The sequence below is a fragment of the Pseudomonas sp. PS02302 genome (genome assembly GCF_029959585.1).
Taxonomy (GTDB): domain Bacteria; phylum Pseudomonadota; class Gammaproteobacteria; order Pseudomonadales; family Pseudomonadaceae; genus Chryseomonas; species Chryseomonas aestiva.
Genome location: NZ_JASCON010000117.1, coordinates 1 through 12,299 on the forward strand (window position 1 = coordinate 1; position 12,299 = coordinate 12,299).

Sequence of the window (12,299 nt, forward strand, 5' to 3'; positions counted from 1 at the left end):
CACCGGGCCACGCACCCCTGAAAGCAAAACCGGCCCCCGGGGGCGCGTTTTTGCATTCCAGGGCCGACCGCTCAGTCGGGGCGACGCATGCGGAACAGTGCGGCCTCGGTGATCTCGAAATAGTCGGCCGGGCCACCGCCGCGCACGATGGGGCGGGCGGCCGCGGTCTGGTAGATGCCATCCTTGAGCAGACGCTTGTCGATATGGGCGGCGACTACCTCGCCCAGCACCAGCCACTGATCCAGTTCATCTCCGGCGGCGGTCTTGAGGCGGACGACCTGGCTCAGCTTGCACTCGAAGGCCACCTGGGCCCGGGCGACCCGCGGCACCTTGACGACGCTGGAGGGCGCGGGTTCGAGGCCAGCCAGGGCGAATTCGTCCACTTCGGGCCCGACCATGGCGCTGCTGGTGTTCATCTCCTCGGCCAGTTCACGGGTGGCCAGATTCCAGACGAACTCGCCGGTGCGCTCGATATTGGCCACGCTGTCCTTGTAGCCCTGGCTGGAAAAGCCGATCAGCGGGGGCTTGTAGTTGAAGGCATTGAAGAAGCTGTAGGGCGCCAGGTTGAGAACGCCGCTTTCGCTATGGGAGGAGATCCAGCCGATGGGACGGGGCGCGATGATGGCGTTGAAGGGGTCATGGGGCAGGCCGTGGCCCTGGCTGGGTTCGTAGAAGTGGTAATCGATGCTCATCGGGATTCCTTCAAGGGGTGAGTTCCAGGATCTCGGCCTGGAGCTGGCCGGCGTCCAGGGTCAGGCGGCCGACGCTGATCGGCAGGCGGAAGCGCCGCGGGCCGGCGCTGCCGGGGTTTATGTAGAGTACGCCAGCACGCTCTTCGATCAGCGGCTTGTGCGAATGGCCGCTGACTACCACCCGCACCTTGGCGCCGGCGGCCGCCAGATCCAGCTCGGGCAGGATGTGCAGCATATGGATGTCGACGCCGGCCAGGGTCAGGGTGACGCGCTCCGGGATGTCGTCGGCCCAGGGCAGATCGTCGTTGTTGCCGCGGACCACCGCCAGCGGCGCCAGCTCGCGCAGGGCGTCGAGGATGTCGGGCTTGCCGATGTCTCCGGCGTGCAGGATGAAGTCGCTGCCGGCCAGGGCTTCCAGCGCCTGGGGGCGGAGCAGGCCATGGGTATCGGCGATCAGGCCGACGCGATAGGGGCGAGGTGCGGTGGCTAGGGGGGTATTCATGGGGGCTCGGTGTCTCTCAAGGCCGTCAGCGGGATCGCCATCGATCACGGGGCTGACGCTTCAGTTGAGAGGTGTCCGGACACCCAGGAGTTCTATGCGGAAGCGAAACGCTGGGTGATGGTCCGCGCGAATCGAGGAACGGCTGTCCTCACCCATGCCCAGCACGCCGTGGCGCCCGGCTGGGCAAAAGGCTGGCGGCAGAGGCGCCTCGTCGAAGAGCGTCCGGTAGGGCGCCTTCACGGGACCGAAGCCGCTAGAGGTCGAGCACCAGATTGGACGTGGGCCTGCTGCAGCACAGCAGTCGCAACCCGCGGTCGATCTCGCGTTGGCGAATGCCACCGGCATGCCGCATCTCCACCTGGCCTTCGAGCAGGGCCGTCTTGCAGGTACCGCAGAGGCCTTGCCCGCAGGAGGAGGGCACGATGGCGCCCGCGCGTCTGGCGGCGCTGAGCACAGTCTGGTCGGCCGCCATGCTGAACACCTTGCCCGAGCGGGCCAGGGTGACGGTGAACAGGGCCTCGCCGACCGAGGTAGGCGCGGTTTCGGCGGGGGCCGCCGGACTGCCGATCGTGAAGCTCTCCTGGTGAAAGTGGGCAAGATCGAAGCCGCCTTCCTGCAGGGTGCGCTGGACGGCGTCCATGTAGCCCTGGGGGCCACAGATAAACACCTCGCGTTCGCGGAAGTCCGGCACCAGTCGCTCCAGCAGGGGCAGATCCAGACGGCCGAGCGGGCCCTGCCAGTCCACTTCGGCGCCGGGTGCCTCGCAGATGGCAAAGACCCTGAGGCCAGGTTGTGTGGCCTGCAGTTGCGCCAGTTCGTCGCGGAAGATGATGTCCCGGGGGGTACGGGCACTGTGGACGAAGGCGATGTCCGGATTGCTACCCAGGTCGAAGGCGGCGCGCGTCATGGCCATCAGCGGCGTGACCCCCGAGCCGGCGGACAGATAGAGCAACCTGCGTACCGGATGTCCGACCGGGGTAAAGATGCCTGCCGGGCCGAAAGCCTGCAGCCGGCTGCCAACCTCCAGGTGATCGTGCAGCCAGTTCGACACCGGCCCGCCAGGTACGCGCTTGACGGTGATGGCAAGGCTGAAGGGGCGGGTCGGCGTGGAGGAGAGGGTGTAGCAGCGTGACAGCCGCTGGCCGTCCATGGTCAGCGACAGGGTGATGAACTGACCCGGCTCGAAGGCGAGGGCCACGAAGTCGGGACAGCGAAAGACGAAGGTCTTGACGTCGGCGGTCTCGACCCGAATGGCGCAGCATTCGAGGGTCTTCTGCTCGGCACTGCTCCAGGCCGCGCCGAACGCCGACCAGGTCCGGGCGTCGTTGAGGCGGCTGCCTTGCGCGGTGGCCAAGGGGGTGAGCGCGGTCATGGTCATTCCTCACACCCCGTGGGCCGCGAGGCGGGCGGCGTACCAGCGGGTGAATTGCTCGACGTAGGTCTCGGTGAAGGTCGAGAAGGGGCCGGGCACGTAGGCGGGATCCTGGGTGCCGCGCTGGGTGAGGGCGACGAGTCCGGCGTCCTGCAGATTAGTCGCCTGCCAGACCTCGATCAGGGTCTGGAGGTCGTAGTCGACGCCTTCCACGGCCTCGGCATGGACCAGCCACTTGGTCCTGACCAGGGTCTGGTCCGGGCCGAGCGGGATGAGGTAGGAGACCACGGCGTGATCGCTCATCACGTGAGTCCAGGAGTTATGGGTCCAGAAATGCACATCGCCGAGGTCGCGGCGCTGCAGGTCGCCCAGCAGCCGGGTGCAGGCCACGCGGGTGGTCAGGGTCTGGGACTCGCCGTGGTTGGCGATGACCAGGCGCTGCGAGCGGAACTGGGTGACGCTGTCTTCTTCCAGGTGCTCCACGGCGGCGCAGAGATGGCCCTGGTCTTCCCAGTCCTGCCGGGCCGCGGCATTCGTCGCCTTATACTCCGCCAGGGCCTGGAGCGATTCCGGACTCATGCCGTCGGTGCAGACGCCGAAGTCTTCCGGCAGGAAGGAGGCGTTCAATTCCGGATGGCCCGCAGCACAGTGATAGCACTCGCGATTGTTCTCGATCACCAGCTTCCAGTTGCCGTTCTCGATGATCTCGCTCTCGTGGGCGATCTTGCTGAGCTGCAGGGCGTAGGGCGCGAAGCGGGACGCCATCTCGGACGCGAGCGTAGCGATGTCCTGGGGTGGGTCTTCGCTCAGGCAGACCAGGATATGGGCACCCACCACCCGTAGCGCCACCGGCAGGAGGCTGCGACAGCTGGCGTCGAAGTCCTGGCCCATGTGCGCGGCATGCTTCAGTTGGCCGTCGAGGTCGTAGGTCCACTGGTGATAGGGGCAGACCAGCATGCCCACGGTGGACTTGCCCGCCTCCCTGAGCCGCGCGCCCCGGTGCCGGCAGACGTTGCGAAAGGCCCGGATGTTCTCGTCGTCGTCGCGCACCAGGATGATGGAGGCCTTGCCGATGTCGAGGGTGGAGACATCGCCCGGCTCGGGGATGTCCGCGGTCACGCCGACCACGATCCAGTGCCGGTTGTAGAAGATTTCGAGGTCCGTGGCGAAGACGTCTTGCCGGCCATACAGCTCGCCGGGTAGACCATGACCCGGCTGGCGCTGGGCGAGCAGGTCGCGATGGCTCTTGGCAGGGGCGTTATCCATGGGGCACCTCAGGGGAGACGTTGGTCGGGGGTAGATGGCCGCAGTATCGAAGCGCCCCTGGAAGGGGTCAACGCGCTTTATTGTTAAGCTGGCATGAGTCTGGGTTATGCAATGAAAGACTTGATCTAGAGCGGTCCATAGGCGCCTGGCTCGTCGCGCAGCCAGGTCGGCAGCAGCTCGCCCACCACCGACTGGCGACCATGGGGCACCACCAGGTAATAGGCATCGCGCGGCTTGACGATGAAGTCCGTCACCCGGACCAGTTGGCCGTCCGCCAGCAGTGGGGCGACCAGACGCTGCCACCCCAGGGCGATCCCCAGGCCCTGGGTCGCCGCCCGGATGGTGTCGGCATAGTGGGTACAGCGCAGGCCGATGCGCAGCCGTGGTGGGGTATGGTCCAGGGCGCGGAACCAGGTGCTCCAGGTCATCCAGCCTTCCAGCGTGGCGTCCGAGTCGATCAGCGGACTCTGGTAGAGGTCCGCGATGGAGTGCGGCGCGGCATGGCTCACCAGCCACTCGGGTGCGCAGACCGGAAAGACCTCTTCGTCGAACAGCAGGGTGGCCGTGCCATCATCCCAGCTGCCATCGCCGTAGCGGATGGCCAGATCGGCCTCGCGATGCAGCGGCGGGACCAGGCGCAGCTGGAGATCGGGCAGCAGTGCCTGCAAGGCCGGCAGGCGGGGCATGATCCGCAGATGGGAGAAGGCGCTGGTACAGGCCAGGACGATTTCCTGCTCGGCCTGGCCGTCGAGGATCTTGTCGAAGGTCGCCGCGATGCGCTGCAGGGAATCACCCATGACCAGAAACAGCGCGCTGCCGTCGGGGGTGAGCTGGATGGCCCGGTGCAGGCGGTGGAACAGGCGGGTATCCAGCAGTTCTTCGAGGAAGCGGATCTGCTTGCTGACTGCGGCCTGGGTCACCCCGAGTTCCTGGGCGGCCAGGGTGAAGCTGCCAAGGCGAGCGGCAGCCTCGAAGACCAGCAGGGCGTTCATGGACGGGATGAGCCGGCGATAGCCTTTGGAACGTCGCATGGATTCGGAGCGCTGCATGGGAGCCTGCCTTCGCCGGGGCTATGCCTTCAGTCCCGATTCGTCACGGCAGACGCCGTCGAGAAGCAGGAATCCACCTGGGTGCGCAGAGAAAAGCGCGGTGCTGTACAGTTGCTGGACAGTATTGCACGGGATAAGCGGTTGATGGCGCGACAGAGCAAGGCGCGGGACAAGGAAAAGGACGCGGACAGTGGCTGGCGCGGCTCGGCCGATGGCTGGCTGGAGGCAGCCTACGAGGCCCTGAAGGAATCCGGCATCGATGGCGTCAAGGTGATGCCGCTCGCCAAGCGGTTGAAGCTGTCGCGTACCAGCTTCTACTGGTTCTTCGAGGATCGGGAGCAGCTGCTGGCCGCGCTGCTCGATCGCTGGCGCGACAAGAACACCGGCAATCTGATCCGGCAATGCGAGAGCTATGCGGAAAGCATCGCCGAGGCGATCCTCAATGTCTTCGAGTGCTGGTTGAACGCCGAGCTGTTCGACTCCCAGTTCGAGTTCGCGGTACGCAGCTGGGCGCTGCAGTCCGCGGAAGTGACGGAGGCCATCGCCCTTGCCGATCGCATGCGCATGGCGGCGCTTTCCAGCATGTTCCAGCGCTTCGGCTACGACGCCGATGCCGCCGACACCCGGGCGCGGACGCTGTACCTGACGCAGATCGGCTATATCTCGATGAAGACTGCCGAGGGGCTGACCGAACGCTTCCGGCGCATCCCGCACTACACCAGCATCTTTACCGGTGAGCGCCCCACCCAGCGTGAACTCGACCGCTTCTTTGGCAAGTTCGGTTATGCCGAAGCCGAGCCCGGAGTCTTCGTGCCGCTCAGTGAGACCTTCCGCCAGGCGCCGGCAGCGGACGAGCTCTAGGGCTGTAGGCAGCTAGCCCTGGCCGGCGACCAGGGCGGCTCGCTGGGCTACAGATCCTTCATCAGGCGCAGCGCATCGTAGATCGCCGCATGGGTATTGCGCGCGGCCACGGCATCGCCGATACGGAAGAGCTGGAAGCGCCCGGCCGGGTTGGTGACGAGGTTCTGCGGCTTGCCGGCGATCAGGTCCTGGTGCTCCACGGCGCCGTCGTTCTTCGACTGCGGCCGCAGCTCGAAATAGAGATCGTCCAGTGGCACGGTTCCGTGGTTCACCACCACCTGATCGACCACGCGTTCCTTGTGCACCGGGCCGTAGTCGCTCTTGAAGGTGGCGACCAGCCGACCTTCGCGCCGCGCGACCCGGTCGACGCGGTAGGTCACCGTGAAGGTCACGTCGAGATCCTGCAGCGTCCTCATGTAGGGCACCAGGTTCATGGCCATGACTTCCGCGGAAAAGGCCCGATCCGGGGTGACGATCTCCACCTGGGCGCCGCTCCTGGCGATGACCTCGGCGGCCTGCAGGGCAGCATGATCGCCGGCGTCGTCGAAGATCAGCACCTGACGACCGGGTTTGACGTCGCCGGAAATGATGTCCCAGGTCGAGACGGTGAGGTCGTTGCCCTGGCTGAGGATCTCGGTGTGGGGCAGGCCGCCGGTGGCGACGATCACCACGTCGGGTTCCTCGGCCAGCACCGTGTCGGCCTCGGCCCAGGTGTTGAAGGCGAATTCGACGCCCAGGCGTTCGCACTGGGCCATGCGCCAGTCGATGATGCTAATCATCTCGCGCCGCCGTTCGCTCTGGGCGGTCAGGCGGATCTGGCCGCCGGGGCGATCGGCGGCTTCGAACACCTTGACGCGATGGCCGCGCTCCCCGGCTACCCGCGCCGCTTCCAGACCGGCCGGGCCGGTACCTATGATCACCACCTTGCGCGGCAGCGCCGCCCTGGGGATGTCATGCGGCATGGTGGTCTCGCGGCCGGTGGCGGCGTTGTGGATGCAATAGGCCGCGCCCCCCTGGTAGATGCGATCCAGGCAATAGTTGGCGCCGACGCAAGGGCGGATCTCTTCTTCTCGCTTCTCGATGATCTTGCGCACGATGTGCGGATCGGTCATGTGCGCCCGGGTCATGCCGATCATGTCGACCTTGCCCGAGGCGATGGCGTGGCGCGCGGTGGCGACGTCGGGAATCTTCGCGGCGTGGAAGGTCGGAAAGCCGGTGGCCGAGCGGATTTCACCGGCGAAATCCAGGTGCGGCGAATTACGCATGCCCTGGATCGGGATGACGTCGGTCAGGCCGGCATCGGTTTCGATATGGCCGCGGATCACGTTGAGGAAATCCACCAGGCCGCTGTCCTTGAGCAGTCGGGAGATGGTCATGCCGTCGTTGGCGTCGATGCCGCCGGGGAGGGTCTCGTCGCCGGTGTAGCGAATGCCCACCAGGAAGTCCTCGCCGCAGCGCTGGCGAATGCCGCGCAGGATCTCGAAGGTGAAGCGCATGCGGTTTTCCAGCGAGCCGCCATAGGGGCCGTCCAGGGTATTGGTCAGCGGCGACCAGAACTGATCCATCAGATGGCCGTAGGCCTGCAGCTCCAGGCCGTCGAGGCCGGCGTACTTCATGCGCTCGGCGGCGTCGACGTAGTCCTTGATGATGCGCTCGATATCCCAGTCTTCGATCTGCTTGGGGAAGGCCCGGTGCGCCGGCTCGCGCTCGTGGGAGGGCGACACCACCGGCAGCCAGTCCGCCTTGTCCCAGCGGGTGCGACGGCCCAGGTGGGTGAGCTGGATCATCACCGCCGCGCCATGCTCATGGCATTCGTCCGTCAGGTCCCGCAGCCAGCCCACCACCTCGTCCTTCCAGGCCAGCACGTTGTTGAACACCGGCGGGCTGTCGCGGGAAACGGCCGCCGAGCCGGCCGTCATGGTCAGGGCGACCCCGGCCTTGGCGCGCTCGACGTGATAGGCGCGGTACAGCGCCTTGGGCATGCCGTCCTCGGGATAGGCCGGCTCGTGGGACGTGGTGATGATGCGATTGCGCAGGGTCAGGTGCTTGAGCTGGTACGGCTGCAGGAGCGGATCGGTGGACATCTCGGGCTCTCCGGGCTGACGACATCAGGCGTGTTTTCACTCAATCTGGGGTGAATGTACATTGGTGTCAATAAATAAATCCATCGTGTACATTTCTCTTGCCGACGATGCCGAGCCATGGCTAGGATTGGCCCATCTCAGGTGGTAGCCACGGCCCCAGGGGCCCCAGGAGAGACGATGAAAGTGCTGGTCGCGGTGAAGCGCGCCATCGATCCGAACATCAAGGTGCGGGTGAAGACCGACGGTTCCGATGTCGAGTTGGCAGGCGTCAAGATGGCCTTGAATCCCTTCTGCGAAATCGCCGTCGAGGAAGCCATCCGCCTCAAGGAGAGGGGCATCGCCCAGGAGGTCGTGGTGGTGACGGTCGGCGGCAGCGCCGCGCAGGAGCAATTGCGCGTGGCCCTGGCCCTGGGGGCGGATCGAGCGCTGCTGGTGGAGCTGCCGGGCCCCCTGGAACCCTTGAACGTGGCCAAGGCGCTGGCCCGGGTCGTCGAGCGCGAGCGTCCGGACCTGGTGCTGTTCGGCAAGCAGGCCATCGACCAGGAAAACAGCCAGACCGGCCAGATGCTGGCGCAACTCGCCGGCCTGCCCCAGGCCACCTGCGCCTCGGCGCTGAGCCATGCGGCGGGTGAATGGATCGTCGAGCGCGAGATCGATGGCGGGCGCCAGACCGTCGCGCTGCGCTCACCCGCGGTTGTGACCTGCGATCTGCGGCTCAACGAGCCCCGCTATGCCTCGCTGCCCGCGATCATGAAGGCCAAGAAGAAGCCGCTGGAGGTGCTTGACGGCACGGCGCTGGGCATCGCGACCAAAACGCATACCCGCCTGCTGGGCGTGCAGCCTCCAGGCCAGCGCTCAGCCGGCATCCGGGTCCAGTCCGTCGATGAACTGGTGAGTCACCTCAAACAGCGTGCGGGAGTGCTCTGATGGCTACTTTGATCCTCGCCGAACAGCATCAGGGCCAGCTCAAGGCTGGCACGGCGAACGTTGTCATGGCGGCCAGGGAGCTGGCGCAGCCCATCGAGTTGCTGTTGATCGGGCCAGGCGCTGCCGCGGCGGCGGAGCAGGCGGCGGCCCTGGTCGGGGTGGACCGGGTGCTGGTGGTCGAGACCGCCGCGCCGTGCGCCCCGGAAAGCCAGGCCGAGCTGATCGCCGGGCTGGCGGGCCGGCAGCCCGGGCAGTTGTTGGCCGAGGCCAGCGTCCAGGGGCGCAGCGTCCTGCCGCGGGTGGCGGCCTTGCTGGATGTGGGAATGATCGCCGAGGTCATCGGCATCGACAGCCCGACGGTGTTCCGCCGGCCGATCTATGCCGGCAATGCGATCGCCCGGATCGAATCCCTCGATGAGGTGCAGGTCCTGACAATTCGCGCGTCCGCCTTCGCCCCGGCGGAGCAGGGCGAGCCGCCTTGCCCGATCGTGCGCCTGGAACAGGCGTTGATACCGGCTGCGAGCCGCGTCGTCAGCGAGGTGCTCAGCACCAGCGCACGGCCCGAGCTGGGCAGTGCCCGCGTGGTGGTGTCCGGCGGGCGTGGTCTGGGCAGCCGGGAGAACTTCGCCCTGGTGGAGCGGGTGGCCGATCGGCTGGGCGGCGCCGTGGGGGCCTCACGCGCCGCGGTGGATGCCGGCTTCGCCGGCAACGACCTGCAGGTGGGCCAGACCGGCAAGCATGTCGCGCCCGATCTCTATGTGGCCGTGGGGATCAGCGGCGCCATCCAGCATCTGGCGGGCATGAGCGGTTCCAAGATCATCGTCGCCATCAACCAGGATGCCGAGGCGCCCATCGCCCAGGTGGCCGACTACACCCTGGTGGCCGATCTTTTCCAAGCCCTGCCGGACCTGGAGCGGGCGCTCTAGCGGACGCTTTCTACTCAACTACAACACGTTCTTCGCCTTGAGACTGCCAGCAACAACAACACTACAAACGCCGGAGATAGAGCTGATGAATGTTGCACAGAACATGAAGCGCAAGGCGCTGGGTCTGGTCGCCGTGGTGGGCCTGACGATCGCCAGCCAGGTGGTCCAGGCCGCCCAGGGACCGGTCCGCATTGGCTGGGTCAACTGGTCGGACGCGGAAATCACCGCGAAGCTCGCCCAGGTCGCCATCGAAGACCAGCTGAAGCTGCCGGTGAAGCTGGTGCAGGCCGACATCGGCATCCAGTTCCAGGCCATGGCCAACGGCAGCATCGATCTCATTCCCATGGTCTGGTTGCCCACCACCCATGCGGTGTTCGTCGACAAGCACAAGGACAGGCTCACCGATCTGGGCGTGCTCTACGAGGGCAAGCTGGGCATGGCGGTGCCGGAGTCCGTTCCCCAGAGCGAACTCTCCAGTATCGAGGACCTGAAGAAGCCGGAAGTGCGGGCCAAGCTCGACGGCAAGATCCTTTCCTCGGAAGTTGGCAATGGCCAGTACAAGCTCACCGAGAAGGCCTTCGACGTCTATCAGCTCAAGGGCTACAAGATCGTAGCTTCGTCCGAAGTCGGCATGCTCACCGAGATGGATCGCAATCTGAAGCGCGGCAAGTGGTCGGTGATCAATGCCTGGAGTCCGCACTGGATGTTTTCCAAGTGGAAGCTGCGCTATCTCGACGATCCCAAGGGGGTCTTCGGCACGGCGGAGCAGATCCATGCCATGGCGCGCAAGGAATTTCCGGCCGAGTACCCGCAGGTCGCCACCTTCTTCGCCCACTACCACCTGCCGGCCGGCGACTTGCAGCAGCTGATGCTCCAGGCGCGTGACGGTTCCGCCGACAAGGTCGTGGCCGATTACTACGCGGCCCACAAGCAGCTGTTCAGCGAGATGTTCAACGCGAAGAACTGAGGCGCCTCGGACCGACCGGATCGCACCTGTCCCGCAGGTGCGTCCGGGTCGTTCCCGCTCAGGACGTTGCCAGGACGTCCAGGGCGCGGGCGCGCGACAGTGGCTGACGCATCAGCTGGCTCAGCACCGCGGTGGCGCGCTCCCGCTGGCAAGCCACGACGCCGACCACCCGGTCTTCGGCCAGCAGCAGGGCGACGAAGGTCTGGTCGCCCAGGCTGCCGTCGAGGTGCATGTCGTCCCACTGGCGGGGATGACCGAGGTATTCGTACCTCTTGCCGTGATGCAGGGTCCAGAAGAAGGGCACGTCCGCATAGCTCTCGGCGTGGCCGAGCAGGTTGCGCGCCGCCAGGCGGCCGTGTTGCTGGGCCAGGCGCCAGTGTTCGATGCGGGCGGGTTGGCCGGCATGGGGAAAGGTGGCCAGATCGCCAACGGCGTAGAGGCCTGCGGCGGCCTGGAGCTGGGTATCCACCGGGACGCTGCCGTCATCCGCCAGGGGCAGATTGGCCAGGAAGGCGGTCGCCGGGGCGATGCCGGTACCCACCAGGACCAGGTCGGCGGGCAGGTGGGTGCCGTCCTTGAGGCTGACCTGGCGCACCTGGTCGTCGCCGGTAAAGCCCACCACCTCGTTGGGAGCATGGAAGGTCACGCCATTGGCTTCGTGCAGGGTCTTGAAATGCTGGCCGAGGGTCTCGCCCATCTGCTTGACGAAGGGCAGGGAAACGGGGGAAACCACGTCCACCGCCAGGCCCTGCTTGCGCAGGGCGGAGGCGGCTTCCAGACCGATGAAGCTGGCGCCGACGATCACCACGCGGCCTTCCTCAGGCAGATTGGCCAGGATGGCGGCCGCGTCGGCGCGGGTCCGCATCAGGTGGACGCCCTTGAGCTCGGCACCCGGCACGTCAAGGGGCCTGGGTTCGCCACCGGTGGCGAGCACGCAGCCGTCGTAGCTCAGGGTCTGGCCGTTGGCGAGTTCCAGCTGGCGGAGCTGGGGATCCAGGCGCGTCACTTCCGCATGCAGACGCTCGATGCGCTGCTGGCGGAAGAAGTCGGCCTCGCGCAGCGGTGGGGCTTCATCGGGGGCCTTGTCGCCCTGGAGGACGAATTTGGACAGGGCGGTCCGGTCATAGGGCTCACCCGGTTCGCGGCCGATCAGCAGCAGGCGGCCGCCAAAGCCGAATTCGCGCAGGGCCGCCGCTGCGGCGGTGCCCGCGGCGCCCGCACCGACGACGATGAATAGGCGATCGTCGGACTGGGGCTCCGCCGTCTGCGCGGGCAGGGGCTCGGTCCCGACCAGCACCTCGCCGTCGCGCACGTCCACCGGATAGCGTTGCAAGGCATCCAGCGCCGGTGGTTCGCAAAGGCGGCCATCGTCGACGGCGAAACTCGCCTTGTGCCAGGGACAGACCAGGCGGCCCTGGCAGACTGCGCCCTCGGCCAGCGGCGCGCCGGCGTGGGGGCACTGCGCCTGGAAGGCGCGTACCTCGTCACCGACGCGCAGCAGCAGGATGTCGGTGCCTTCGATCTCGACCGCGGTACCGCGGTCTTCGCGCAGGTCGGCAAGGTGCGCGACCGGGTGCATGGTTTTCATGGTGGGCTCCGGCGCCGTTTGGGGCGCTCTCTCGCATCAGGCTCAGCAGCTTCGACAGAGCGCAG

At 66.7% G+C, this 12,299-nt stretch carries 11 protein-coding genes; 4 read left to right on the plus strand and 7 right to left on the minus strand.

The window, feature by feature from the left end:
• Positions 1–71: 71 nt before the first annotated feature.
• The 5 genes from QMX82_RS24370 to QMX82_RS24390 all read right to left on the minus strand — a co-directional run bounded on the left by QMX82_RS24370 (position 72) and on the right by QMX82_RS24390 (position 4,881).
• Positions 72–692, minus strand: a complete 621-nt coding sequence (locus QMX82_RS24370; RefSeq protein ID WP_208694100.1) for a flavin reductase family protein — start codon at positions 690–692, stop codon at positions 72–74.
• A gap of 10 nt (positions 693–702) precedes the next feature.
• Positions 703–1,194 carry a metallophosphoesterase family protein gene (locus tag QMX82_RS24375; RefSeq protein WP_282288392.1) on the minus strand — a complete coding sequence of 164 codons (492 nt, stop codon included), beginning with the start codon at positions 1,192–1,194 and terminating at the stop codon, positions 703–705.
• Between the two features lie 253 nt (positions 1,195–1,447).
• On the minus strand, positions 1,448–2,572 hold the full coding sequence (locus tag QMX82_RS24380) for a 2Fe-2S iron-sulfur cluster-binding protein (RefSeq protein WP_442969414.1): 1,125 nt from the start codon (positions 2,570–2,572) through the stop codon (positions 1,448–1,450).
• A 3-nt stretch (positions 2,573–2,575) separates the two neighbouring features.
• Entirely contained in the window at positions 2,576–3,832 is a 1,257-nt protein-coding gene (locus QMX82_RS24385) for an aromatic ring-hydroxylating oxygenase subunit alpha (RefSeq protein WP_282288396.1), read from the minus strand.
• A 125-nt stretch (positions 3,833–3,957) separates the two neighbouring features.
• Positions 3,958–4,881 (minus strand): LysR substrate-binding domain-containing protein, encoded by a 924-nt coding sequence (locus tag QMX82_RS24390; protein ID WP_133862090.1) that lies wholly within the window; start codon positions 4,879–4,881, stop codon positions 3,958–3,960.
• Between the two features lie 144 nt (positions 4,882–5,025).
• On the opposite strand from QMX82_RS24390, the gene QMX82_RS24395 reads away from it, so the two are divergent.
• Positions 5,026–5,742 (plus strand): TetR/AcrR family transcriptional regulator, encoded by a 717-nt coding sequence (locus QMX82_RS24395; RefSeq protein WP_282288399.1) that lies wholly within the window; start codon positions 5,026–5,028, stop codon positions 5,740–5,742.
• A gap of 47 nt (positions 5,743–5,789) precedes the next feature.
• On the opposite strand, the gene QMX82_RS24400 is transcribed toward QMX82_RS24395, so the two are convergent.
• A complete protein-coding gene (locus QMX82_RS24400; RefSeq protein ID WP_282288401.1) occupies positions 5,790–7,826 on the minus strand; it encodes an NADH:flavin oxidoreductase in 2,037 nt (678 codons plus the stop codon).
• 177 nt (positions 7,827–8,003) lie between these two features.
• Between QMX82_RS24400 and QMX82_RS24405 the strand changes: the two genes are divergently transcribed.
• The 3 genes from QMX82_RS24405 to QMX82_RS24415 all read left to right on the plus strand — a co-directional run bounded on the left by QMX82_RS24405 (position 8,004) and on the right by QMX82_RS24415 (position 10,646).
• On the plus strand, positions 8,004–8,753 hold the full coding sequence (locus QMX82_RS24405; protein ID WP_282288403.1) for an electron transfer flavoprotein subunit beta/FixA family protein: 750 nt from the start codon (positions 8,004–8,006) through the stop codon (positions 8,751–8,753).
• Positions 8,753–9,679 (plus strand): electron transfer flavoprotein subunit alpha/FixB family protein, encoded by a 927-nt coding sequence (locus QMX82_RS24410; protein WP_282288405.1) that lies wholly within the window; start codon positions 8,753–8,755, stop codon positions 9,677–9,679. The genes QMX82_RS24405 and QMX82_RS24410 overlap by 1 nt, the downstream gene beginning before the upstream one ends.
• Positions 9,680–9,764: 85 nt before the next feature.
• Complete coding sequence (locus QMX82_RS24415) at positions 9,765–10,646, plus strand: glycine betaine ABC transporter substrate-binding protein (protein ID WP_282288407.1); 882 nt, start codon at positions 9,765–9,767, stop codon at positions 10,644–10,646.
• A gap of 58 nt (positions 10,647–10,704) precedes the next feature.
• Here QMX82_RS24415 and QMX82_RS24420 read toward each other — a convergent pair whose 3' ends face one another.
• Positions 10,705–12,234, minus strand: a complete 1,530-nt coding sequence (locus QMX82_RS24420) for an apoptosis inducing factor family protein (protein WP_282288408.1) — start codon at positions 12,232–12,234, stop codon at positions 10,705–10,707.
• Between the last annotated feature and the right edge of the window lie 65 nt (positions 12,235–12,299).